Raw genomic sequence first — 22,565 nt, 5'->3', positions numbered from 1 at the left:
CCATGACCACGACGCCCACGACACCGCAGGAGACCCACGACCGGGTGCTCGCGGCGGTCGACGCCCTCGCCGACGACCTCGTCGCCACCTTGTCGGAGGTGATCGCGATCCCGAGCGTCAACCCGAAGTACCCCGGCCAGGTGTACGACGAGGTGGTCGGCCTGGAGGGCCGGGTCTCCCGGCTGATGGGCGAGATCTACGAGGACGCCGGCGCCGACGTGGAGTACTGGGCGGTCGAGAAGGGCCGCGACAACGCGGTCGGCACGCTCAAGGGCACCGGCGGCGGCCGCTCGCTGATCTTCAACGGTCACGTGGACGTCGTCCCGCCGGGCAACCCGGACCGCTGGACATCCGGCGACCCGTTCTCCGGCAAGGTCGACGGCGACCGGGTCTGGGGCCGCGGCGCCAGCGACATGAAGGCCGGCCTGGTGGCGCAGGCGTTCGCGGTCAAGGCGCTGCAGCGGGCCGGGGTCTCCCTCCAGGGCGACCTGATCGTCGAGGCCGTCGTCGGCGAGGAGGTGATGGACCACGAGTGCGGCGTCACCTCGACGATCGATCACGGCTACCGCGCCGACGCCGCCGTCGCGGCCGAGCCGAGCGGGCCGACCAACCTCGGCGTGATCCCGGTGACGCCCGGGCTGCTGTGGTTCTCGGTCACCGTGCAGGGCAAGGCGACGCACTCCTCGATGCGCGGCCAGACCATCCGGGCAGGCGGTGGCGGCAGCGCGGTCGGCGTCAACGCGATCGACAAGGGGATGCTCGTCTTCCAGGCCATGCAGCGCCTGGAGGAGGAGTGGGCGTTCACCAAGACCCACCCGCTCTTCGCGCCCGGCCACTTCACCATCCACCCCGGGGTCGTGCAGGGCGGACCGCACGGCGTGCTCGTGCCGTTCATCCTCTCGGAGTACATGACCATCGAGTACTGCATCTGGTACCCGCCGCAGGACGACCCCGCGACCGTCAAGGCCGAGGTCGAGGCCCAGATCCGCGCGATCGCGCAGACCGACGGCTGGCTGCGCGAGCACCCGCCGGTGGTGGAGTGGAAGCTCAACTGGCCGGCCAACGACCCCGGCGAGGCGGCGCATGCGATCACCGCCGCCGTCTCGTCGGCGCACGAGCGGGTCTCGGGGATGACGCCGTACCAGGGGCCGCCGCCGGTCGCCGGGTTCTGCGCGGTCGAGGACTGCTCCTTCCTCACCGCGGCGGGCATCCCGGCGATCAGCTACGGCCCGGGCGACCTGCGGGTCGCGCACGCCGACGACGAGTACTGCTTGATCGAGGAGGTCCGGCTCGCCGCGCGGACCTATGCGTCGCTCGCCCTCGACTGGTGCGGCACGGACTGACCCTCTCCCCCTGACCTACCGAAAGGACCGAACATGATCGACCTCACCGGCAAGAACGCCGTCGTCACCGGCGCCTCCTCCGGCATCGGCCGGGCCATCGCCACCACCCTGGCCGCGGCGGGCGCGCACGTCGTCGTCGCCGACCTCACCGAGGAGGCCCGCGAGGGCGGCGAGACGACGACCGCGCTGGTCGCCGCCGCGGGTGGTTCGGCCGAGTTCGCCAAGCTCGACGTCACGGCGAGCGCCCACGTGGCGTCGTTCTTCGCCGAGCTCGACGAGCGCCTCGGCGGGCTCGACATCCTCGTCAACAACGCGGGCGTGCTCCGCGAGGGCAGCGTGCACGAGACCGACGACGAGACCTGGCGGACCCAGTTCCTCGTCAACGTCGACGGCACCTTCCACTGCACCCGCGAGATGGTGCGCGGCCTGCTGGCGCGCGAGAAGCCCGGAAAGATCGTCAACATCAGCTCGATCAGCGGCTTCCGCGGCAACCCGGGCTTCGCGGCGTACTGCGCGACCAAGGGCGCGATCGTGAACTTCACGCGCCAGGTCGCGCTGGACTACGCGAGCAAGGGGATCAACGTCAACGCGGTCGCCCCCGGCTTCGTGACGACCCACATGACGGCGCTCTACGACCAGGCCACGCACGACGCGCTCGCGGGACAGACACCCCGCGGCCGCTGGGCGAGCCCGCAGGACGTCGCCAACGCAGTGCTGTTCCTGACCAGCCCGCTCGCCGACCACGTCGTCGGCGACAACCTCCTGGTCGACGGCGGCTGGACGATCGGTACGCCGGTCGAACTGGACGCCTGAGGCCCCGGGCCCGGGGAACGGCGGCTCAGGTGCGCGCGAGCAAGGGGGTGGATGGGGTGGACACCGTGAGCGGCACGATGCCCTCGGCCACCGCCTTGCTCGCCGCGGCCACCCGGGTCGCGCAGCCGAGCTTGGCGAGGATGTGCTCGACGTGGGTCGCGACCGTGCGCGGGCTGAGCGAGAGCGAGAGCCCGATGCCGGGATTGCCCAGGCCCGCGGCGACCAGCGTCAGCACCTGGACCTCGCGCGGCGAGAGCCGGTACGGTGCCGCCGCCTCGCGCAGCGTGACCAGGACCCCCGTCGCCAGCCGGGTGGTGCGCACCTCGTGGCACCGGCCGGCCGGGGAGACCCAGGTGAACCGCGCGGGCGGACCCTCGGGGCGCGCCAGCAGCTCGGCGGTCAGCGGCGAGTCGTCGGCGAGCCAGCGGTCGCGGCGCAGCCCGGGCAGCGCCACCAGCCGGCGGTCGGCCGTGATCAGCCCGGCCTCGGCGGCCTCCTCGAGGAGCTCGGTCCAGCTGTGCCCCTCGGGCGGGCGCATCGCGTCCATGAGCGGCGCGATCACGCGCTGCAGCGCGATCAGCGTCTCGACGGCGGAGTCGCTGATCGGCAACGGCGAGTCGGAGCTCAGGTGAAGCGCCCCGGTGTAGCGCCCGTCGCGGGTGAACAGGCAGGTCGTCGACCCCTCGGCGAAGCCGCCGGGGATGAAGACCTCGTGGGCGCTGAACATGTCGCGGTAGTTGGGGATGTCGCACCAGCGCAGCGGCCGCGGGTTGCGGAAGCGCATGGTCAGGAACGCCGGGTCGTCGTTGACGAAGCCGTCGTTGAGGTAGGTCAGCACCGGGTCGGAGTACCCGATCTCGGCGACCGTCAGGTGCCGCTCCTCGACCGGGTCGAAGGTGGACAGGGCCGCCGCCTCGAGCGGGATGGCCTCACCGATCCGCTGCAGGACGGCGGTGGCCCGCACGGTGGCGGGGGTGTGCTCGACGCAGATGGCAGCCACGTCGGCCACCAGGTCGAGCGGCGAAGGACGGCTGCTCATCGGGTCTCCCAGCTCGCGATCCTCGAAGAGTACGCCCTCCGCCGCCCGTCCGGAACGGGTCGCGCGGACGGCTCAGGCGTCGGCACGTTCCTGGGTGTCCTCGAGGACGATCCGGCCGATCGTGTCGTACCGCTCGGGCGCGAACCGCTTGGCCCACAGCGCGAACAGCACGCCGGCCACACCGACCGCGCCGACCACCCACGGCGACAGCTTGAAGACGACGTCGCTGGCCGCGGCGCCCGCCGCGAAGCCGGCGTTCTCGACCAGCAGCCAGATCACGTAGACCATGCCGATGCCGCCGATGAGCGGGGCCAGGAACGTGCGGAACCAGTGGGCGGTCTCCGGGTGCTTGCCCTGGGCGTGGAAGTAGGCGATGCAGGCGAACGCGGCCAGCGCCTGGACGATCATGATCGCCGTGGTGCCCATGATCGCCATGAGCGCGTAGAGCTGGCCGTAGGGGTCGCGGTCGGTGACGAAGAACAGCAGCACGATCACGGTCGCGACGGTGGTCTGCACGAACCCCGCGATGTACGGCGAGCCGTGCCGCGGGTGCGAGGCGCCGAGGGTCTTGCCGAAGCCGGGCACGAGGTTCTCGCGGCCGATCGCGTAGATGTAGCGCGACGCGCAGTTGTGGAAGGCCATGCCGCAGGCGTACGAGCCGCTCATCAGCAGGAACTCGAAGAGCACGACGGCGCCGTGCCCGAGGTGCTGCTCGACCGGGCCGAAGAAGATCTGGCCGGCGGTGCTGCTGTCCTGGGCGAGCGCGACCGCGTTGTCCGGGCCGGTGCCGACGATGGCCGACCACGACACGATGACGTAGAAGAGCCCGATGCCCAGCACCGACAGCATCGTCGCGAGCGGGATGATCTTCTTGGGGTTGCGCGACTCCTCGCCGTACATGGCGGTGGACTCGAAGCCGACCCACGACCAGAACGCGAAGAACAGGCCGATGCCGGCCGAGCCGGCCACGACCAGCGTGGCGCCGGTGTCCGGGCTGGTGACGCTGCCGTCCAGGCCCTGGAAGGCGTTGAGCGGGTTGAGCGAGCCGAGCGACCAGCCGTCGGGGCCGCCGCCCGAGGCGAGGATCGAGACGGTCATCGCGCCGAGCATCACGATCTCGGTGACGAGGAAGATGCCGAGCACCACCGCGGTCAGGTTGATGTCGAAGTACGTCAGCGCGGTGTTCACGCCGAGCATCAGCAGGGCGTACCAGATCCAGGAGATGTCCAGGCCCGTGTGCGTGGCGAAGAAGCTCGCGGCGAAGAACGAGAAGATCCCGACCAGGGCGGCCTCGAAGACGACGTACGCGAGGGTGGTCAGGGCCCCGGCGCCCATCCCGACCACGCGGCCCAGGCCGTGCGAGATGAAGCCGTAGAAGGCTCCGGTCGACGTGATGTGCTTGGCCATCGCCGAGTAGCCCAGCGCGAACAGGCCGAGCACGATCGTGGCGACGAGATAGCCGGCCGGGGCGTTGGCCCCGCTGCCGAAGCCGATCGCGATGGGCACGTTGCCCACCATCGCGGTGATCGGCGCGGCGGTCGCGACCGCCATGAACATGACGCCCACCAGGCCGACGGCGTTCGGCTTGAGGCGCTGGACCCCTGTGTCGGTCTCCGGTACTGCGCGCGTCTCCTCTGCAGACATGCGGACTCTCTCTCCCGTGCCCAGGGGGCACGTCCGGGTTGTGTCCTGGCTCACACCAGGCCCCGCATGCTGGCACTACCGAACAGACCAAATCAAGGTTTTGGGTCAGACAATTTTCTCAATCTTGAACCGTTGACTTTTTCGGTCTGACCAAACAGGATCCTCACCACAAGGCTTCCGGTGCCTGCACGGGGCGGCCACCGACACGTAGGGATGGCGATGCACGACTACGACGCGTTCAGCTTCGACTCGAAGGCAGAGATGCTCGAGAAGTCGGCGCACTACTGGAACCCGGACAAGACGCGGTTCTGGTCCGACAGCGGGGTCGACCTGGTGATCGACCGCCGCGAGGGCTACCTGCTCTGGGACATGGACGGGCGCCGGCTCATCGACGTCCACCTCAACGGCGGCACCTACAACCTGGGCCACCGTAACCCCGAGGTGGTCACCGCGGTCAAGCAGGCGATGGACCGCTTCGACGTGGGCAACCACCACTTCCCCTCGCTCGGGCGGACCGCCCTCGCCGAGGCCCTCGTCGAGTCCGCACCCGCCAGCCTGACCAAGGTCGCCTACGCCTCCGGTGGCGGCGAGGCGATCGACATCGCCCTCAAGAGCGCCCGGCACGCCATGCAGAAGCGCAAGATCGTCTCGATCGTGAAGGCCTACCACGGGCACACCGGGCTGGCCGTCGCCACCGGCGACGACCGGTTCGCCAAGCTCTTCCTCGCCGACCGGCCCGAGGAGTTCCCCCAGGTCCCGTTCAACGACCTCGACGCGATGGAGCAGGCGCTCAAGGGCCGCGACGTCGCCGCCGTGATCATGGAGACGATCCCCGCGACGTACGGCTTCCCGCTGCCGAACCCGGGCTACCTCGAGGCGGTCAAGGCGCTCTGCGAGAAGTACGACGCGCTCTACATCGCCGACGAGGTGCAGACCGGCCTGATGCGCACCGGCGAGCTCTGGGCCATCACCAAGCACGGCATCGAGCCGGACATCCTGGTCAGCGGCAAGGGCCTGTCCGGCGGCATCTACCCGATCGCCGCGGTGCTCCTCAGCGAGCGCGCCGGCGCCTGGCTGCACGAGGACGGCTTCGGGCACATCTCGACCTTCGGCGGTGCCGAGCTCGGCTGCGTGGCGGCGCTCAAGACGCTGGAGATCACCCAGCGTCCCGAGGTCCGCTCGATGGTCCACTACATCGCCGACCAGGTCGGCGCGGGCCTGCGCCAGGTCCAGGCGCAGTACCCCGACTGGTTCGTCGGCATCCGGCAGAACGGCGTGGTGCTCGGCCTGGAGTTCGCCCACCCCGAGGGCGCGAAGTTCGTCATGCGCCAGCTCTACGAGCTCGGTGTCTGGGCGATCTTCTCGACCCTCGACCCCCGGGTGCTGCAGTACAAGCCCGGGATCCTGATGACGCCCGACCTCGTCGAGGAGCTCCTCGACCGCACCGCGCTGGCCATCGGCCGCGCGGCCGCCGATCCCGCACTCTCGCGCCGGAGGGCCAGCTGATGTCCGACCAGACCGTCACCGCACCCGGCGCGGCCGGCCACCTGCTCGAGCGGGCGCGCTGGGCGGCGCGCGCCTACGCGTCGTACTCGGCGAGCGATGTCGACCGGATCGTGCGCGCCGTCGCGGACGTCGCCCACGCCCACGCCCAGAAGTACGCCGAGTGGGCCGTGCGCGAGACCGGCTTCGGCGTCGTCGAGCACAAGGTCCGCAAGAACCAGGCCTGCTCGCGCGGCATCGTCGACACCTACGTCGGCCAGGACTTCGTGACCCCCCGGGTCCGCATCGACGACAAGATCGTCGAGGTGCCGCGCCCCGCGGGCGTCGTGCTCGCCCTGACGCCCTCGACCAACCCGGTCGCCACCGTGTTCTTCAAGGTGATCCTGGCGCTGATGACCCGCAATGCCGTGGTGGTCAGCCCGCACCCGATGGCCAAGGAGTGCTGCCACGACGCCGCGCAGCTGCTGGCCCGCGCCGCGGTCGAGGCGGGTGCGCCCGACGGCATCGTGCAGAGCATCGCCGAGCCGACGATCCCCCTCGTCGAGGCGCTCATGGGCGACGTGCGCACCAACGTCATCCTCGCCACCGGCGGCACCGGCGTGGTCCGGGCGGCCTACAGCTCGGGCAACCCGGCGATCGGCGTCGGGCCCGGCAACGTGCCGGTCCTGGTCGACGCGACCGCCGACGTCCGCGCCGCGGCGCAGCGCCTGGTCGAGAGCAAGGCCTTCGACAACTCGGTGCTCTGCACCAACGAGTCGGTGCTCATCGCCGAGGAGGCGATCGCCGACAAGCTCGTGCGCGAGATGGAGCGGGCCGGTGCCGCCGTGCTCAGCCCGGACGACGCCCAGCGGCTGCGCGACTACATGTTCCCGCTCGGCCGGCTCAACGTGGACGTCGTCGGCAAGGACGCCTCGTGGATCGCCCAGCAGGCCGGGATCCGCGTGGGTCCGCGCACCCAGGTGCTCGTCGCGCCCTTCGCCACCGCCGTGCCCGAGGAGCCCCTCACCCACGAGAAGCTCTCGCCGGTGCTCGGCCTGATCCGGGTCCCCGACGCGAGCACCGGCATCGCGACCGCGCGGGCGATCATCCGGATCGCCGGCGCCGGGCACAGCGCGGCCATCCACTCCGCCGACCCCGGCACGGTGATGCGCTACGCCGCCGAGGTGCCCGTGCTGCGGGTCTCGGTCAACGTCGGCAACAGCACCGGCAGCTCCGGGCTCGACACGAACCTCGCGCCCACCATGACCATCGGGACCGGCTTCGTCGGGCGCAGCGCGCTCGGCGAGAACCTCCAGCCGAAGCACCTCGTCGACTGGACCCGGATCGCCTACAACGCCGATCCCGCCGAGGCGATGCCGGCGTACGCCGGGCTGAGCCCGTGGTCCGAGCACCGCACGCCCGTGCCGGCGTACCCGGTGCCGTCGAACGACCAGCGCGCGGCCACGGCCGTGCCGTCCGCCGTCGACGCGGTCGTCGACCGGCTCGGCGGCTCCGGAGACGCGGCCTTCCGCGAGCAGGTCCGTCGTCTCGTCGTCGAAGAACTCTCCCACCTCATCAAGGGCTGACCCATGGCTGAACTGCGTTCCTTCATCTTCATCGACCGGCTCCAGCCGCAGACCATGTGCTACCTCGGCACCTGGATCAAGGGCACCCTGCCGCGCGCCCACATGGCCGCGCAGATCATCGAGGTCGCGCCCGGCATCGACATCGAGCCGATCACCGACGTCGCCCTCAAGCACGCCGAGGTGGCCGCCGGCGTCCTCGTCGTCGAGCGGCAGTTCGGCTACCTGGAGTTCCACGGCGAGACCGGCTCGGTCAAGGCCGCGGCCGAGGGCGTCCTCGACGCACTCGGCGCCGACGCGTCGAGCGCGGTGCGGCCGCAGATCCTGGCCAGCAAGATCATCAGCTCGATCGACCACCAGCACGCCTTCCTGATCAACCGCAACAAGATCGGGTCGATGGTGCTGCCGGGCGAGTCGATGTACGTGCTCGAGGTGCAGCCCGCGTCGTACGCGATCGTGGCGACCAACGAGGCCGAGAAGGCCGCCGACATCAAGGTCGTCGACTACCGCATGATCGGTGCCACCGGCCGGGTCTACCTGGCCGGCAAGGAGGCCGACGTACGGCAGGCGGCCGAGGCGGCCGAGGACGCCCTGCGAGGGCTCACGTGACCTCGTCCCCCGACCTGCGGGCGCTCATCGCGGACGTCGTCCGCGAGGTCGTCGCGGACCTCGCCGGTCCGGCGGCCCGGGCCGCCGCGCCCCCGGCGCCGCCCGCGGCGCCGGCACCTCCCGCCGGCGTCGCGGGCACCGAGCACGTGACGCCGCCGGCGCTGCGCGAGCGCGTCGAGGCGGTCCGGATCGCCGACGACGCCGACCTCGACCGGTTCGCCCGGCAGCTGCTCGCCCTGTTCGAGAACCCCAAGAACCGCCAGGACCTGAAGTCCGGCCGGTTGCGGTTCCGGCTCGAGGGCGGGACCACGAGCGCCGTACCGGAGGCCCGGCCGGTGCAGCGGATCGACACCGGCGCCGTCACCGAGCGCCAGGTCAAGGCGGCCGCCGAAGCGGGCCGCCGGCTGGTCCTCGGCCGCCGGGCCGTGCTGACTCCCCTGGCGCGCGAGAAGGCTCGCGCGCTGGGGGTACCCATCGAGAAGGAGCGCTGATGCTGAGAGCAGTCGTGACCGGCAATGTCTGGTCCACCAAGAGGATCGACGGCCTGCCCAACGGCGCCTTCCTCGAGGTCGAGGTGGACGGCGGCAGTCGCCTGGTCGCCTTCGACGTCCTGGGCAGCGGGGTCGGCGAGACCGTCCTGGTCGCCCAGGGATCGGTCGCCGCGGCCTGGTTCCCCGGCACCCCACCGCCCGTCGACGCGCTCGTCATCGGCTCGATCGACTCCCAGCCCACGGGCTGACACCCACCACCACCGCAAACAACCACCGCACAACCAAGGAGCACCACATGTCCAGCACCGCCATCGGCATGATCGAGACCAAGGGCTTCGTCGCCGCGCTCGCCGCCGCGGACGCCATGGTCAAGGCCGCGAACGTCACCATCACCGACCGCCAGGAGGTCGGCGACGGGCTCGTCGCCGTCGTCATCAGCGGCGAGGTCGGCGCGGTCAAGGCCGCCACCGAGGCCGGCGCCGAGACCGCCTCGCAGGTCGGCGAGCTCGTCAGCGTCCACGTCATCCCGCGCCCCCACGCCGAGATCGGCAACCACTTCGACGTCAGCGCGAAGTAGCCCGATCACCGCCGTCACGCCAGCATCCCGAGAAGAGGAGGTCCGATGACCGCCACCCACGCCCGTACGGAGCTGCGGGTCAACCTGATGGTCGAGGACCTGCAGCCGCAGTTCGCCGCCTACCTGGGCACGCCCACGCGGGCCCGCGGGTACCCGCCGTACGCCGGGGACCACGCGCTCATCATCGAGGTCGCCCCCGCGCTCGCCATCGAGCGCGTGATCGACCTGGCGCTGCGCGCGGTGCCCACGGTCGAGCCCGGCATCCTCTTCGTGGAGCGACAGTTCGGCGTCCTCGAGCTGCACGCCTCGTCGCTGGCCGACGTCACCGCCGCCGGCCAGGCGGTGCTCGACGGCACCGGCAGCTCGGCCAGTGACCAGCTCCGCCCGCGGGTGCTCTACCACGACATCATCGAGCACATCACCGACCAGCACGCGGTGATCCTCAACCGCAACCGATCGGGGTCGATGGTGATGCCGGGACAGTCGCTCCTCGTCTACGAGATGACTCCTGCCCTGTTCGCGGCCGTGGCCGCCAACGAGGCCGAGCGCGCGGCCCCCGGCATCACGATGGTCGACGTGCAGTTCATCGGAGCGGCGGGGCGGCTGTACCTGAGCGGCACCACCGAGGACGTCGAGGTGGCCCGCGACCGGATCACCAAGGTCCTGGAGTCGATCGAGGGACGGGAGCACTGATGGACACCGTGGCCGCGGCGACCGACACCCGGGTCGCCGAGCTGGCGCTGCCGTCGTACGGCTTCGGGGCGGGGCGCACCCTGCGGATGATCAACCTGTCCGAGAACGCGACCTTCCTGGTCGAGGAGCCCGGCCGTACCGCGATCCTGCGGGTGCACCGGGTCGGCTACCACTCGCGCGGCGACATCGAGAGCGAGCTCGCCTGGCTCGCCGCGCTGCGGGCCGAGTCGGGGGTCGCCACCTCCGCGGAGATCGCCAACGACCACGGCGAGCGGGTCACCACCGTCGTCGTCGACGGGCAGGAGCGGCACTGCGTCCTCTTCGAGCTCGTGCCCGGCATCGAGCCGGACGACGTCGCGCTCGGCACCTCCGACTTCGAGACGCTCGGCGCGATCACCGCGCGCATGCACGAGCACGCGCGCTCCTGGACGCCGCCGGCCGGCTTCCACCGGTTCCGGTGGGACTGGGAGCACTCCCTCGGCGAGCAGCCCCGCTGGGGGCGCTGGCAGGACGGCATCGGCGTCGGAGCGGCCGAGGAGGAGGTGCTCGGTGCGGCGGCCGCGATCGTCGAGGAGCGGCTCGCGTCGTACGGGACGGGGGCGGACCGGTTCGGCCTGGTCCATGCCGACCTGCGGCTGGCCAACCTGCTCGTCGAAGGTGACCTGGTCACCGTGATCGACTTCGACGACTGCGGGCTGTCGTGGTTCATGTACGACTTCGGCACCGCGGTGTCCTTCATCGAGCACGACGCCCGGCTGCCGCAGTGGCAGGACGCCTGGCTGCGCGGCTACCGCTCGGTGGCGGCGCTCGCGCCCGAGCACGAGGCGATGCTGCCGACCTTCGTCATGCTGCGCCGGCTGCTGCTCGTCGCGTGGCTCGGCTCGCACGCGCACTCACGCGAGTGCCAGGACCTCGGGCCCGGCTACACCGCGGGCTCGGTCGAGCTCGCCCACCGCTACGTGGCGTCCGGTGGCGCCACCCTCACCTGAACCCACCACGGAGGACCCATGTTCACCTCACTCGCAGGACGCTCCGTCGTCGTCACCGGCGGCAGCAAGGGCATCGGCCGCGGCATCGCCACGGTCTTCGCCCAGGCCGGGGCCCGGGTGCTCGTCACCGGCCGGGACGAGGACGCGCTCGCGACCGCCTGCGCGCAGATCGGCGGCGCGACGTCGTACGTGGTGACGGACGTGAGCTCGCGCGAGGACTGCGACCGGATGGCCGCCACCGCCGTCGAGCGGCACGGCGGCATCGACGTCCTGTGCGCCAACGCCGGGATCTTCCCCGCCGCGCGTCTCGACGCGATGACGCCCGGCGACCTGCGCACCGTGATGGCGACCAACCTCGACGGCACCGTGTTCGCGGTCCAGGCCTGCCTGGAGGCGCTGACCGCCAGCGGCCGCGGCCGGATCGTGGTCACCTCGTCGATCACCGGGCCCTTCACGGGCTACCCGGGCTGGTCGCACTACGGCGCCAGCAAGGCCGCCCAGCTCGGCTTCGTCCGTACGGCGGCGCTCGAGCTGGCCCCGCGCGGGATCACCATCAACGCGGTGCTCCCGGGCAATGTCGCCACCGAGGGACTCGACGGGCTCGGCGAGGACTACCTCGCCGCGATGGCCGCGAGCGTCCCCCAGAAGCGCCTCGGCAGCGTCGCCGACATCGGCAACGCCGCGCTGTTCTTCGCCACCGAGGAGGCCGGCTACGTGACCGGCCAGAGCCTGGTCGTCGACGGCGGCCAGGTGCTGCCGGAGTCGCTCCAGGCGCTCGAGGAGATCTGAGCGGACCGGTCGGGTACCGTTTCGCCTACTGGTCAGACCGAATCGGGCGGTTCACCAGGAACAGCCGGAGAGGAGCGGGGCCATGGCCAACGAGCACGCCGTCGCGGAGAACCTGCGGCGCCGGATGCTGACCGACATCGGCTCCGGCACCCTGCCCCCGGGCGCCCGGCTGGGCAGCGAGCGCGAGCTCTCCGAGCACTACGGCGTCAGCCGCGCGACCCTGCGCCAGGTGCTCGCCGCGCTCGAGGAGGCCGGACTCGTCCGCCGCGTCGCCGGCCGCGGGGGCGGCACCTTCATCAACCACGCCAAGGTCGAGCACGACCTGACCAAGGTGGTCGGCGTCCCGGCCTACCTCGCCCGGCAGGGCTACTCGGCGGGCACCCGGGTCGTCGCGACCAAGATGGGCGTCGCCGACGCACCGACCCGCCGCGCGCTCCAGCTGGGCGAGGGCGATCTCGTGGTCGACGTACGACGGCTGCGGCTGGCCGACGGCACGCCGTTCTCGCTCGACCACGCCCGCCTGCCCGCCGACCGCTTCCCCGGACTGCTCGAGCAGCCGCTGGGCGGCTCGATCTACGAGCTCATCGAGAACGACTACGGCGTCACCATCGGCGACGCCGAGGAGGTCGTCGAGGTCGTCCACGCCACCGACGAGGAGGCGGCGCTGCTCTCCGTCACCGTCGGCGACCCCTTGGTCTCGATCACCCGGACGACGTACGACACCGGCGGCACGCCCTTCGAGTTCTCCCACGACCTCTTCCGCTCCGACCGGGTCCGGATCACCCTGCGCACCCCCGGCCGCGGCCTGCGCGGCATCCCCGGCACCGACACCCCCCACTTCGCCACCATCTCCTCCGTCCCGGCCTCCTGACCGCCGAAGGCGCAGGGTTCCGGCCACGAAGTCGCAGGGTTTCTGCACCGAAGTCGCGGGGTTCCGGCCCCGAGGACGCAGAACGGCCCGGACGACATACGTCGTCCGGGCCGTTGCGGCGTTGCTGGGTCTCAGATCGCGATCAGGACCTCGGCCACCGAGCCGGTCTGCGCCTGGACGGCGCGGTCGACCGGGTCGGCCTTGGGGGCCAGGGTCCGCAGCGTCCACTGGCCGTCGCCGGCGAAGAACCGGAAGTGGCCGGTCGCGGAGGTCGGGACCTCCGCGGTGAACTCGCCGCTCTTGTCGAGCAGCCGGACGTAGGCGCCCGACACCGGCGTGGCGTCGTCACCGGTGCCGCGCACGACCTGGCCCTGGATCACGGCCTCCTTGGCAACGTTGACGCCCTCGAGGGAAAGCCCTCCGACAGTCGCTCCGCACATGTGCTCAGGCCTCCCCGGGCTCGTCGCCGAGGGCGATCGGAACGCCGACGAGGGAGCCGTACTCGGTCCACGAGCCGTCGTAGTTCTTGACGTTCTTCTTGCCGAGGATCTCCTGCAGCACGAACCAGGTGAGCGAGGAGCGCTCACCGATGCGGCACAGGGCGATGGTGTCCTTGGCCTCGTCGAAGCCGACCTCGGCGTAGAGCGCCTGCAGGTCCGCGTCGGACTTGAAGGTGCCGTCGTCGTTGGCGTTCTTGCTCCACGGGACGTTCACGGACGTCGGGATGTGGCCGGCGCGCTGCGACTGCTCCTGCGGGAGGTGGGCCGGGGCGAGGAGGCGGCCGGCGTACTCGTCGGGGCTGCGGACGTCGACCAGGTTCTGGGTACCGATCGCGGCCACGACGTCGTCGCGGAAGGCACGGATCGAGCTGTCCTGCTCCTGCGCGGTGTAGCTGGTCGCGGCGCGGGTGGGCAGCTCGTCGGTCAGCTCGCGGCTGTCGAGCTCCCACTTCTTGCGGCCGCCGTCCATGAGCTTGACGTCCTGGTGGCCGTAGAGCTTGAAGTACCAGTAGGCGTAGGCCGCGAACCAGTTGTTGTTGCCGCCGTACAGCACGACGGTCTGGTCGTTGCCGACGCCGCGCTCGGAGAGCAGGGCCTCGAACTGGGCCTTGTTGACGAAGTCACGACGGACCTGGTCCTGCAGGTCGGTGGTCCAGTCGAGCTTGATGGCGTTGCGGATGTGGCCCTTGTCGTAGGCCGTGGTGTCCTCGTCGACCTCGATGACGACGACCTGGGGGTTGTCGAGGTTGTCCTCGACCCACTGGGCGGAGACGAGGGAGTTCTCGCGGCTCATGGTGATTCCTTCGATGGTTGCGATGGTGCGGTACGACGGTGCTGTTGCGGCAGCACGGCACGGCACAGGACTACGCCTGGGCACGGCAGTGCCACGGAGGCGACGGGAGAACGGCGGAACCGCCGGAGTTCAGAGACCCGTCAGCAGGGTCGACACAGCGCCGAGCTGACGCGGCAGTTGTCCACCGCGCGCCGCTTGGTCAGCAGCAGGGTCGTCGACATGAGGAAGAGCCTAGGCGGCTTTGCGCGAACCACGAACTCGGCATTCCAAATCCTGAGACGGTTGTCCATTAATTGAGATTGGCAACGTCGAAGGCGCAGGTTTCACTCCTCGAAAATGCGCAGTTTCCCGGCCGAGATCGCAGTTGTCCGACACTGCGACCTCGACCGGGAAACCTTGCTACTTCGACCCGGGAACCCTGCGACTTCGGGGGTGGAACCCTGCGACTTCGCGGGGCGGGTGGGTCAGCGACGCTTGCGGAAGGTGAACGTCGCGGTGCCGGCGTAGTGGGTGGCGTTGCCGGCGTACGACGCCTTGACCCGGTACGTCCCCGGCCGCAGGCTGCGGGCGGTGGAGCACGAGGCCTTGCCCTTGCGGATCACCGCGGTGCAGAGCGTGCGGCCCTTGCTGGTGAACACGATCCGGCCGGTCGCCGTCGGGGCGACGGTGGCGGTCAGGACGGCGGGCTTGCGGCGCGCGACGCTGCTCTTGGCCGCCTTGGCCTTGAGCTTCGGGTGCGCCTTGGCGGGGGCCGGCTTGCCGGGCTGACGCACCGACAGGACGAACGTCCGCTGGGCGGGCTGGTGACCCTGGTCGCCCGAGTAGCCGGCGACGATGACGTACTCCCCCGGCGGGGGCAGGGTCTTGACCGTGCAGCTCGCGGTGCCGCCAGAGACCGGGGCCTCGCAGAGCACCTCCTCGCCGTTGAGGAAGCGCACGGTGCCGGTGGCTGCCGACGGGCCGACCTTGGCGCTCAGGCGGAGCGTCTGGCCGAAGACGGCAGTGACGTTGCCGCCCGTGACCGTCGCCGGAGCCCGGTTGTCGACCGCGGCGACGACCCGGACGACGCGCGGGGCGACGACCTGGTTGCCGTTGCTGTCGGCGACGACGTACGTCAGCGCGTAGCTGCCCACCTTGTCGACGTCGACCGTGCCGACCACGCGGACCCGGTCGGTCACGTTGCCGTCGGTGTTGTCGGTCGCGGTGACGCCGGTGAGCGGGTCGAAGGCGTCCCCGACCGTCAGCGTGGTCTCCCCGGGCAGGGTGAGCTCCGGCGCGGTGGTGTCGGTGCCGGCGGCGGTCGCCCGGAACACCGTGCCGAACTGGCGCAGGGCGCCGATCCGGTCGCCGCCCGCGGTGCGGCTCTCCGCCGTCCACGCGTAGACCTCGCCGTCGGCGAGACCCTTCCACTCCACCGTCGCCGGCCAGCCCGAGCGGACCGTGTCGGTGCCGATCACGGTGTCGGTCGGGGTGACCACGGTGAGGCCGTCGGTCGAGAACGTCGTGGTGCGGCTCGATAGGTCGACCGGCAGCACCAGGTTGTCCTCGGCGCCGTTGTAGCGCTTGCGGTCGTCGTACTCGGTCGCGCCGAAGTTGTCGAAGTGCGGCGAGTAGGTGTCGATGCTGACCTCGGCCCGCGCGACGTCGAACTGGAGCAGCCGCAGCCAGCTGGCGCCGAACTGGAGGAGGTCGGTCGCCTTGTGGTCGGTGACGCCGTCGCCGTTGAGGTCGATATTGCCCGAGGAGTCGACCTTGTCGGGCCACAGCTCGCGCGCGGAGACCTTGTAGAACTGGTAGTCCGCGAGCAGCTCGACGACGTTGTGCTGGACGGTCGCGCCGACCTTGGTCTTCAGGTTCGTGCCGACACCGTGCTCGTGACCGGCCAGGATCAAGAAGACGTTGGGGTTGGCGGTGACCACCTCGTCGTACAGCTTGGAGCCGTCACCCGAGAACGCCGAGCCGCGGCCGTCCTTGGCCGTGGAGGGCGCGATGTAGGCGTGCGTGAGCAGGATTCCGTTGCGGTCGGGGAAGCGCTCGAACACCGAGCTCGCCCAGTCCGCCTCGGCCTGCGTCACGCCGTAGGACAGGCCGACCGCGACGAAGTCGAGGCCGCCGGCCGAGAACAGCACGTAGTTGTTCTGGTTGTCCTGGCCGGGCGTGAGCACCTTGCCCTGGCTGTCGGTCGTCTCGTCCCACGCGTGGTACGACGCACCGGTCGGCCACTTCTTCTCGGCGTCGTAGTAGCGCTCCGGCCCGTAGTGCTGGTTGAACCGCGAGGTCGGGCCGGTCTCGTTGCCGAGCTGGTTGTCGTGGTTGCCCGCGATCACCTGGTTGACGACACCCGCGTCGTCGAGGGTGGCCTGCGCGCCCGAGGTGAACTCGAACTCCCGCGTCACCTGGGCGTCGAGGCCCGGGTAGAGCAGGTTGCCGAGACCGTCCTTGGCCAGCGGGTTGTAGTAGTCGTTCTCGATGATGTCGCCGGTGTGGCCGGCCCACGCGATCTTGCGCGGCCCCGCCTGCTGGGCGATCCAGCTCGTGCTCGCCTCGTAGGCCTTGGCCCAGATGGCGCGCTCCTCCTCCTGCATCACGTCGCTGGGCTCGGCGACGCCGTCCCAGTCGTCGTACGTGCCGCCGGCGGCACCCTCGGCGAGGTACTGCGTGTCGGTGAAGTGAGCGAGCGAGAAGTCGTAGTCCGCCGGGTTCTCGAACTTGTCCTTGTCGTTCGCGGCCTTCTCGTCGCGCGGGGCGAGGTCGTCGGCGAACGGGTCGGTGCCGAGCACCAGGAGGTGGACGACGCCGTTGTCCACCAGCGCCGGCCGTACGGTGGCGTTGAGCACCGTGTCGCCCTCGCGCACACCGCGCGCGGTGGCGAGCTCGGCCCAGGTGGACGTCTCCTTGTTCCAGGCGTGGAGCGTGACCGAGCGCGCCGGGTCGACGACGCCCTTCCACACGACCTGCTGACCAGTCACGGACGGACCGACCTGGACGTCGTACTTCTGGAAGGGGAGGTCGCCGGTGGTCGGGCTCGTCGACGCCTTGGCGTCGTCGGGCGTGGCCTTGCCGGTGAGCTGCTTGCCGTCGCTGTAGGTGAAGTCGAGCGAGGTCGGGAGCTCCTTGACGACGCCCTGCACGCCGCCCTCGGCGACGGCTGCGGTCGCCGCACGGAAGGTCGTGGTCACGTCGCTGCCGTCGGGGCTGCTGGCGATCGCGGACAGCTCGACGCGGCCCTTGCCCTCGCCGGCCCCGGTACCGCCGCCGGTCGGGATGCTGTCGGACTCGAAGGCGATCTCGTTCTTGATCTCCTTGCCGAAGACGTCGATCGCGCTGATCGTGATCGTGTGCGCGCCGGCGGACAGGCCGGGACCGACCAGCTGGCCGGGCGTGATCGGCTTGCCGTCGAGCAGGTAGGTCCAGCCGGTCGCGTTGTCCTGGTTACTGACGGTGACGTCGAATTCGACCGGCGCCGAGAGCCGGTCACCGGGCGCCGGGACGGACGAGGTCACCGCGACGCGGGCGTCGGGGTGCTCGCCGAAGGCGGCGATGTCGAGCGCCTTGATCTCGGACTCGTTGAGCGCACGGCCGTAGATGCGGGCGTTCGCGATCTTGGCCTTGGCGTAGAACTGCGCGCCGGCGTTGGGCGAGGAGTCACCGCCGACGGTCCAGGCGCGCGCGGTGGCGGCCGGGAGGGTCAGCGCGCCGGTGGCCGGCGTCGTCGCGGCGAGCACGCCGTCGACGTACAGCTTGATCTCGGTGCCGTTCCAGGTCGCGGCGACGTGGTACCAGCGGTTGGGCGTGATGGTCGCGCGGGCGGTCTTGTAGCCGCCGCCGATGTGGGCCATCAGGCCGACCTTGTCGTCGTTGATGTAGATCGAGTAGCCGCCTGCCTCCTTGCCGGAGCAGACCGACGCCTCGGTGCTGGTCGGCAGCGTGCCGTTGTAGCGGAAGGTGCACTCGAGGGTCACCGCGTTGGTGATCTGGCCCCAGTGCGGGGTGAGCGCGTAGCCGTACGCGTCGGCCCCGCCGAGGGTGACCACCTTGCGGCCCAGGGCCGGGTCGTCGCCGATCTTGGGCGCACCGAAGGTCTTGACCGCGAGGTCGCGCACGCGGTCCTTGGGCGTGCCGTCGGCGAAGTCGACGTCGAGGACGTCGGCCTGCGGCACGGGGATCGCGGTGTCCCACTCGGCGGCGAGAGCGCGGACCTCGTCGGCCGAGACGGCGCGCGAGTACACGCTGGACGCCGCGAACGTGCTGGGCGGAGCAGGCTGGCCGATGCCGGTCGGGCTCGCGTCGGCGCCCACGATGAAGCGCCGCGAGGTCGCGACGGGGAAGGTCAGCGCGCCGCTCGCGGTCGTGGTCTGGGCGAGCTGGCCGTTGACGTACAGCTTGATCTGGTTGCCGTCCCAGGTGGCGACCGCGTGGTACCAGCGGTTGCCCTCGACGGGCGTGAGCGCGCTCTTGTAGCCGCCGCCGACGTGGGCCATGAAGCCCAGGTTGCCGCCGGTGACGTACATCGAGATGCCGCCGGCCTCCTTGTCGGAGCAGAGGTCCTTCTCGTTGGCGACCGGCATCGTGGTGTCGATCCGGAAGACGCACTCCACGCTGAGGCCGGTGGTGAGCTTGCTCCACTGGTCCTCGAACGGGAAGCCCACGGCGTCGTCGACGCCGTCGACGGTCATCACCGGGCCCTGCTTGGCATCGGTGCCGAAGACCGGGGTGCCGTAGGTGATCGGGGCCAGCGACTGCGCCTTGTCGGCGGCCACGCCGCCGGCGAAGCCGACGTCGAGGATGTCGGGCACCGGCGCCGGTACGGCGGCCGGCGCGGCCGCCGCCTCCGGCACGAGGGTGGGTGGGGTGAGCGGTGCGGCCTGGCTGGGGGCGGCCAGCAGGCCACCGGCAGCCACGGATGTCGCGACCAGGGAGGTCGCGATCATCCGGAGCCTGCGCATCGGTCGTGCGGACACGACGAGTCTCCTTCAGGGGGTGGGGGTGGGGGTGGAGGGATGACGCCGACGCCGCCGGGCCAGCACGGCCCCGGCGACGGCGAGCAGCAGCACGGCGCCGAGGACGCCGCCCATCTGGAGCGCGGCACTCTCGCCGCCGGGGGTGGTCGCGGTGGGCCCGGACCCGCTGCCGAGCGACCAGGTGTGGCTGGGGTCGTCCACGGAGTAGACCTGGTGCTGGCCGTCGGGGCCGCTCGCCAGGGTCCGGTACGCCGGGTGCAGGTCGGTGAGCGTGGACGCGCGGACGGTGACCGCGTCGGTGGCCTGCGGACAGGTGAACGTGACGTCAGCACCGTCTGCGACGAGGTCGCCGACCGCGTGCACCTCCCCCACGCACGGGGCGCCGTCGGCGGTGACCGCGACGTGGTCGAGCAGGTAGGTGGCGAGGGCCGGGTCGTCCTGGACCTGCGCGCCGTCGTCCGCCTCGTAGGCGACCGCACCGTCGAGCATCACCCGGTCCTGCGGGAGGACGCCGAGGTGGATGCCGAGCAGGGTGAGGTCGTCGGCGGCGCCGACCTTCCACGTCACGTGGACGACGGCCGGGTCGGTCGCGTCGCGGGAGACCCCCAGGGTCTGCGGGTCGCCGAACGGATGGGCGGCGATCACGTCGTCGCCACCAGCTGACCGACGGCGAGCGTCGTCACGACGCAGCCGATCACGGTCACGCTCGTCGCGGCGAGGACGGGGGCGACCCGGGTGGCGACGGCCAGGAGCGCGCGGGACTCCGCGGCGCGGACCACGATGCCGCGCCCGGCCAGCGCGAGCAGGCCGACGCCGAAGAGCACCGTGGCCAGGCCCAGCCCGAACGTGATGACGAGCAGTAGCGCGAAGCCGGAGCGGCCCGCGAAGATGCCGGTGACCAGGACCAGGAAGGCGGCGGGGGACGGGGTCAGTCCGCCGGAGATGCCCAGCAGGACCAGGCCCGGACGACTGGGACCGGTCGCATGACCGTGTCCGTGGCCGTGTCCGTGACCGTGCCCATGACCGTGGCCGTGCCCATGACCGTGGCCGTGCCCATGACCGTGGCCGTGCCCGTGACCGTGGCCTCCGGCGCGGAGGTGCCGGCGGAAGAGCCAGATCCCGACGCCGACCACCATCAGTCCGGCGACGAGCTGGAGGCCGGAGGTGAGCCGCTCGAGCGGCAGCAGGTCCGAGAGCGAGAGGAACGTCCAGGCCAGCGCGATGACCAGTACCGAGAGGGTGTGCATCACCGCGACCGAGACGCCGAGCCACGCGGCGTCGCGCACCTTGCCGTCCGAGCCGACCAGGTACGCCGCCGCGAGGCTCTTGCCGTGCCCCGGACCGACCGCGTGGGCGGCGCCGGCGGCGAAGGCGAGCACGAAGGCGACCGGGAGGAATCCAGGCGACTGGACCAGGCTCAGCAGACGGTCATCGAGGGACGTGGGGGGCACGGGACCTCATCGAAACCGGCGCAGTTGAAGTCAACGGTGTTGATCGATGGCCGCGCGGGGCCCGCCAGGTGAAGAGAAAGGTAAAGGAATCCCTCAGCGCACGGTGCAGGACGAGCGCACGGTGGCGTTCGAGCTGCCGGCGCTCGCGCCCGGCGACATCTCCAGGCGCGGGTCGCCCTCCTGGCCCTTGCCCGAGCGCAGCACCAGGTCGACGGTCTGGGACTTGCCCGGGTCGAGCAGGACGCCGACGCTGGCGACCTTGCGGCCGGCGTACGACAGGACGGAGGGGTTGTTGACGCGCTGGCCGTCGACCGACATCTCCACGACCTCGCCACCGACCGGCGTGCTGACGTAGACGACGAGGAGCTGCTGGCCCGGGTCGGTCCGGTTGCCGGGGAAGAACTCACCGGTGATGGTGTCGGGCAGCTCGTCCGCGCCCGGCGGGGTGGCGTTGTCGAAGTTGATCGTGACGCCGAGGGTCTGGCGGCCGCCGGTGCAGCCGCGGGAGAAGAGCGAGGCGTTCTGGCGCAGGTAGTACTGCATCTTCGTCGGGCCGGCGTCGTTGACGTAGATGCCCACCTCGGGATGGTCGGGGTCGCGGCCGACGAACTCGCCGGCGATCCGGGTGCCGGCGATCTCGGCCTGGGCGGCGGGGTCGAAGAAGTGCATCCGGACCCGGCCCTCCTGGACGCCGCTGACGAGCCCGCGGACCAGGTCGGGCGCGCTGCCGCGGCCGTCAGCGAAGGCATTGAAGACGCCCTTGGCGACGGCGTCCTGGTAGTCGCTCTGGCCCTGCGTGGTCGGGACCAGCGCGTAGACCTGGTTCTCGACGCGGGCGACCACGTCCTTGGCGGTCACCGGCGGGTAGCCGGCGACGGGGACCGCGCCGAGCGTGGCGAGGAGGTAGGACACGGCGACCGGGTCGACGTACAGGACGCCGTCGACGCGCTGCCCGGTCACCTGCTGCCAGCGGGCCCGGATGAGCTCGGACGAGCGGGGGATGTCGGGGGTCAGCGTCGCGTCGACGCCGGCGGTGCCGAGGATCTCGCCGAACAGCGCGCGCTCCTCGGAGGTCAGCGGCAGGATCGGCTTCTCGCTCGCGCCGAGCGAGGCCATGTCGCGCTGATCGACGATCTCGACCTTGCCGCGGCTGGCGCGGACCAGCGAGAGCGAGCCCGGCAGGCCGCCGCTGCTGCGCGACTCGGCGTTGTTCTGGAGGACGAGCAGGTAGTTGCGCGGCTTGTCCTGGCCGAGCAGCACCGGGAGCAGCCGCGCCGCCCGGTACGTCGACCCGAGCGTGTCGCGCGCGTCGTCCACCAGCCCGCGGAGCGCGGTGAAGCGGGTCTGCACCGGCCCGATGAAGGCCGACGAGTCCACCTCGCCGAGCCGCGTGCTCGCCGCGTCGAACGCGCGCTCGCTGCGCTGGGCCGGCTCCTCGAGCCCGGCGACCTGCTCGAGCGGGAAGACGTGGCCGGCCGGCTTGAACGTCTCGGCCGAGACCTGGTCGGCGGCGTCGATGACCGGCGGCAGGCCCTCCCGACCGAGGTCGCGCAGCACCTCGGCGACGGTGGCGACGCCCTCGGCGTCGTCCCCCAGGACCGGCACGTGCTCGAAGACCCACCAGGTCGGCCCGCTCGTGCGGTCCGCGGCCGCGTCGGTCGCCCGCTGGTACGCGCGCAGCGCCTCCCGGGCCCCCTGAGCGTCCCCGCGCACCAGCGCCTCGCGCATCTCGCGCGCCTGGACCTCGGCGTCCTTGAGGTCGCGGGCGGTCCCGGTGAGGGCAAGAAGCGTCCATCCCAGTCCCACGAAGAGGACGAAACCCAGCGCGATCGCGATCGTCGCGCGAGGATGGTCCCGGCGGAAGCGACGTACCTGACGGAGCGCCCGCCGCACGCCTCGAGATCGGCGCCGACGCCGGATCTCGGGCGACATAGGAC

At 71.4% G+C, this 22,565-nt stretch carries 21 protein-coding genes; 12 read left to right on the top strand and 9 right to left on the bottom strand.

Features of this window, described 5'->3' with window-relative positions; translation table 11 throughout:
* Positions 1-2: 2 nt before the first annotated feature.
* The gene (locus tag CCO04_RS11865; RefSeq protein WP_215814355.1) at positions 3-1,343 is read left to right on the top strand and encodes a M20 family metallopeptidase; all 1,341 of its coding nucleotides are present in this window, start codon (positions 3-5) and stop codon (positions 1,341-1,343) included.
* Between the two features lie 33 nt (positions 1,344-1,376).
* Positions 1,377-2,156 (top strand): SDR family NAD(P)-dependent oxidoreductase, encoded by a 780-nt coding sequence (locus tag CCO04_RS11860; protein WP_215814354.1) that lies wholly within the window; start codon positions 1,377-1,379, stop codon positions 2,154-2,156.
* Positions 2,157-2,181: 25 nt separating this feature from the next.
* On the opposite strand, the gene CCO04_RS11855 is transcribed toward CCO04_RS11860, so the two are convergent.
* Positions 2,182-3,195: a response regulator transcription factor gene (locus CCO04_RS11855; protein WP_215814353.1), complete on the bottom strand. Its 1,014-nt coding sequence runs from the start codon at positions 3,193-3,195 to the stop codon at positions 2,182-2,184.
* A 72-nt stretch (positions 3,196-3,267) separates the two neighbouring features.
* Positions 3,268-4,839, bottom strand: coding sequence for an APC family permease (locus CCO04_RS11850; protein WP_215814352.1), 1,572 nt, complete (start codon positions 4,837-4,839; stop codon positions 3,268-3,270).
* A 219-nt stretch (positions 4,840-5,058) separates the two neighbouring features.
* On the opposite strand from CCO04_RS11850, the gene CCO04_RS11845 reads away from it, so the two are divergent.
* From CCO04_RS11845 to CCO04_RS11800, 10 genes are all read left to right on the top strand, one after another.
* On the top strand, positions 5,059-6,345 hold the full coding sequence (locus CCO04_RS11845; RefSeq protein ID WP_215814351.1) for an aspartate aminotransferase family protein: 1,287 nt from the start codon (positions 5,059-5,061) through the stop codon (positions 6,343-6,345).
* Positions 6,345-7,907 (top strand): aldehyde dehydrogenase family protein, encoded by a 1,563-nt coding sequence (locus tag CCO04_RS11840; protein ID WP_215814350.1) that lies wholly within the window; start codon positions 6,345-6,347, stop codon positions 7,905-7,907. Before CCO04_RS11845 ends, CCO04_RS11840 begins: the two co-directional genes overlap by 1 nt.
* 3 nt (positions 7,908-7,910) lie before the next feature.
* The gene (locus tag CCO04_RS11835) at positions 7,911-8,513 is read left to right on the top strand and encodes a BMC domain-containing protein (RefSeq protein WP_215814349.1); all 603 of its coding nucleotides are present in this window, start codon (positions 7,911-7,913) and stop codon (positions 8,511-8,513) included.
* Positions 8,510-9,004 carry a hypothetical protein gene (locus tag CCO04_RS11830; RefSeq protein WP_215814348.1) on the top strand — a complete coding sequence of 165 codons (495 nt, stop codon included), beginning with the start codon at positions 8,510-8,512 and terminating at the stop codon, positions 9,002-9,004. Before CCO04_RS11835 ends, CCO04_RS11830 begins: the two co-directional genes overlap by 4 nt.
* Positions 9,004-9,252: a EutN/CcmL family microcompartment protein gene (locus tag CCO04_RS11825; RefSeq protein WP_215814347.1), complete on the top strand. Its 249-nt coding sequence runs from the start codon at positions 9,004-9,006 to the stop codon at positions 9,250-9,252. Before CCO04_RS11830 ends, CCO04_RS11825 begins: the two co-directional genes overlap by 1 nt.
* 47 nt (positions 9,253-9,299) lie before the next feature.
* Positions 9,300-9,581, top strand: a complete 282-nt coding sequence (locus CCO04_RS11820) for a BMC domain-containing protein (protein WP_038681564.1) — start codon at positions 9,300-9,302, stop codon at positions 9,579-9,581.
* Positions 9,582-9,626: 45 nt separating this feature from the next.
* Positions 9,627-10,274: a microcompartment protein gene (locus CCO04_RS11815; protein WP_215814346.1), complete on the top strand. Its 648-nt coding sequence runs from the start codon at positions 9,627-9,629 to the stop codon at positions 10,272-10,274.
* Positions 10,274-11,263, top strand: coding sequence for a phosphotransferase enzyme family protein (locus CCO04_RS11810; RefSeq protein WP_215814345.1), 990 nt, complete (start codon positions 10,274-10,276; stop codon positions 11,261-11,263). Before CCO04_RS11815 ends, CCO04_RS11810 begins: the two co-directional genes overlap by 1 nt.
* Before the next feature lie 18 nt (positions 11,264-11,281).
* The gene (gene fabG, locus CCO04_RS11805) at positions 11,282-12,052 is read left to right on the top strand and encodes a 3-oxoacyl-ACP reductase FabG (protein ID WP_215814344.1); all 771 of its coding nucleotides are present in this window, start codon (positions 11,282-11,284) and stop codon (positions 12,050-12,052) included.
* A gap of 82 nt (positions 12,053-12,134) precedes the next feature.
* Positions 12,135-12,923 carry a GntR family transcriptional regulator gene (locus CCO04_RS11800; RefSeq protein WP_215814343.1) on the top strand — a complete coding sequence of 263 codons (789 nt, stop codon included), beginning with the start codon at positions 12,135-12,137 and terminating at the stop codon, positions 12,921-12,923.
* A gap of 131 nt (positions 12,924-13,054) precedes the next feature.
* Here CCO04_RS11800 and CCO04_RS11795 read toward each other — a convergent pair whose 3' ends face one another.
* The 7 genes from CCO04_RS11795 to CCO04_RS11770 all read right to left on the bottom strand — a co-directional run bounded on the left by CCO04_RS11795 (position 13,055) and on the right by CCO04_RS11770 (position 22,434).
* Complete coding sequence (locus CCO04_RS11795; RefSeq protein WP_215814342.1) at positions 13,055-13,363, bottom strand: DUF1416 domain-containing protein; 309 nt, start codon at positions 13,361-13,363, stop codon at positions 13,055-13,057.
* Positions 13,364-13,367: 4 nt separating this feature from the next.
* Positions 13,368-14,216, bottom strand: a complete 849-nt coding sequence (locus tag CCO04_RS11790) for a sulfurtransferase (protein WP_215814341.1) — start codon at positions 14,214-14,216, stop codon at positions 13,368-13,370.
* A gap of 140 nt (positions 14,217-14,356) precedes the next feature.
* Positions 14,357-14,437, bottom strand: coding sequence for a putative leader peptide (locus CCO04_RS30085; RefSeq protein ID WP_372449664.1), 81 nt, complete (start codon positions 14,435-14,437; stop codon positions 14,357-14,359).
* Between the two features lie 243 nt (positions 14,438-14,680).
* A complete protein-coding gene (locus CCO04_RS11785; protein ID WP_215814340.1) occupies positions 14,681-19,177 on the bottom strand; it encodes a LamG-like jellyroll fold domain-containing protein in 4,497 nt (1,498 codons plus the stop codon).
* A 12-nt stretch (positions 19,178-19,189) separates the two neighbouring features.
* A complete protein-coding gene (locus CCO04_RS11780; protein ID WP_215814339.1) occupies positions 19,190-19,822 on the bottom strand; it encodes a hypothetical protein in 633 nt (210 codons plus the stop codon).
* Complete coding sequence (locus CCO04_RS11775) at positions 19,819-20,628, bottom strand: cobalt transporter (RefSeq protein WP_215814338.1); 810 nt, start codon at positions 20,626-20,628, stop codon at positions 19,819-19,821. The genes CCO04_RS11780 and CCO04_RS11775 overlap by 4 nt, the downstream gene beginning before the upstream one ends.
* A gap of 93 nt (positions 20,629-20,721) precedes the next feature.
* Positions 20,722-22,434 carry a DUF4012 domain-containing protein gene (locus tag CCO04_RS11770; RefSeq protein WP_215814337.1) on the bottom strand — a complete coding sequence of 571 codons (1,713 nt, stop codon included), beginning with the start codon at positions 22,432-22,434 and terminating at the stop codon, positions 20,722-20,724.
* Positions 22,435-22,565 lie beyond the last annotated feature (131 nt).

The sequence above is a fragment of the Pimelobacter sp. 30-1 genome (assembly GCF_018831735.1).
Classification (GTDB): Bacteria; Actinomycetota; Actinomycetes; order Propionibacteriales; family Nocardioidaceae; genus Nocardioides.
The sequence above is the reverse complement of the archived record's forward strand: the minus strand, read 5'-3'. Positions and strand labels throughout refer to the sequence as shown.

Excerpts from the sequence above, each read along its gene's own strand:
- CCO04_RS11865 (WP_215814355.1), top strand. The coding sequence starts at position 3 with ATGACCACGACGCCCACGACACCGCAGGAGACCCACGACCGGGTGCTC.
- CCO04_RS11860 (WP_215814354.1), top strand. The coding sequence starts at position 1,377 with ATGATCGACCTCACCGGCAAGAACGCCGTCGTCACCGGCGCCTCCTCC.
- CCO04_RS11855 (WP_215814353.1), bottom strand. The coding sequence starts at position 3,195 with ATGAGCAGCCGTCCTTCGCCGCTCGACCTGGTGGCCGACGTGGCTGCC.
- CCO04_RS11850 (WP_215814352.1), bottom strand. The coding sequence starts at position 4,839 with ATGTCTGCAGAGGAGACGCGCGCAGTACCGGAGACCGACACAGGGGTC.
- CCO04_RS11845 (WP_215814351.1), top strand. The coding sequence starts at position 5,059 with ATGCACGACTACGACGCGTTCAGCTTCGACTCGAAGGCAGAGATGCTC.
- CCO04_RS11840 (WP_215814350.1), top strand. The coding sequence starts at position 6,345 with ATGTCCGACCAGACCGTCACCGCACCCGGCGCGGCCGGCCACCTGCTC.
- CCO04_RS11835 (WP_215814349.1), top strand. The coding sequence starts at position 7,911 with ATGGCTGAACTGCGTTCCTTCATCTTCATCGACCGGCTCCAGCCGCAG.
- CCO04_RS11825 (WP_215814347.1), top strand. The coding sequence starts at position 9,004 with ATGCTGAGAGCAGTCGTGACCGGCAATGTCTGGTCCACCAAGAGGATC.
- CCO04_RS11820 (WP_038681564.1), top strand. The coding sequence starts at position 9,300 with ATGTCCAGCACCGCCATCGGCATGATCGAGACCAAGGGCTTCGTCGCC.
- CCO04_RS11815 (WP_215814346.1), top strand. The coding sequence starts at position 9,627 with ATGACCGCCACCCACGCCCGTACGGAGCTGCGGGTCAACCTGATGGTC.
- CCO04_RS11810 (WP_215814345.1), top strand. The coding sequence starts at position 10,274 with ATGGACACCGTGGCCGCGGCGACCGACACCCGGGTCGCCGAGCTGGCG.
- fabG (WP_215814344.1), top strand. The coding sequence starts at position 11,282 with ATGTTCACCTCACTCGCAGGACGCTCCGTCGTCGTCACCGGCGGCAGC.
- CCO04_RS11800 (WP_215814343.1), top strand. The coding sequence starts at position 12,135 with ATGGCCAACGAGCACGCCGTCGCGGAGAACCTGCGGCGCCGGATGCTG.
- CCO04_RS11795 (WP_215814342.1), bottom strand. The coding sequence starts at position 13,363 with ATGTGCGGAGCGACTGTCGGAGGGCTTTCCCTCGAGGGCGTCAACGTT.
- CCO04_RS11790 (WP_215814341.1), bottom strand. The coding sequence starts at position 14,216 with ATGAGCCGCGAGAACTCCCTCGTCTCCGCCCAGTGGGTCGAGGACAAC.
- CCO04_RS30085 (WP_372449664.1), bottom strand. The coding sequence starts at position 14,437 with ATGTCGACGACCCTGCTGCTGACCAAGCGGCGCGCGGTGGACAACTGC.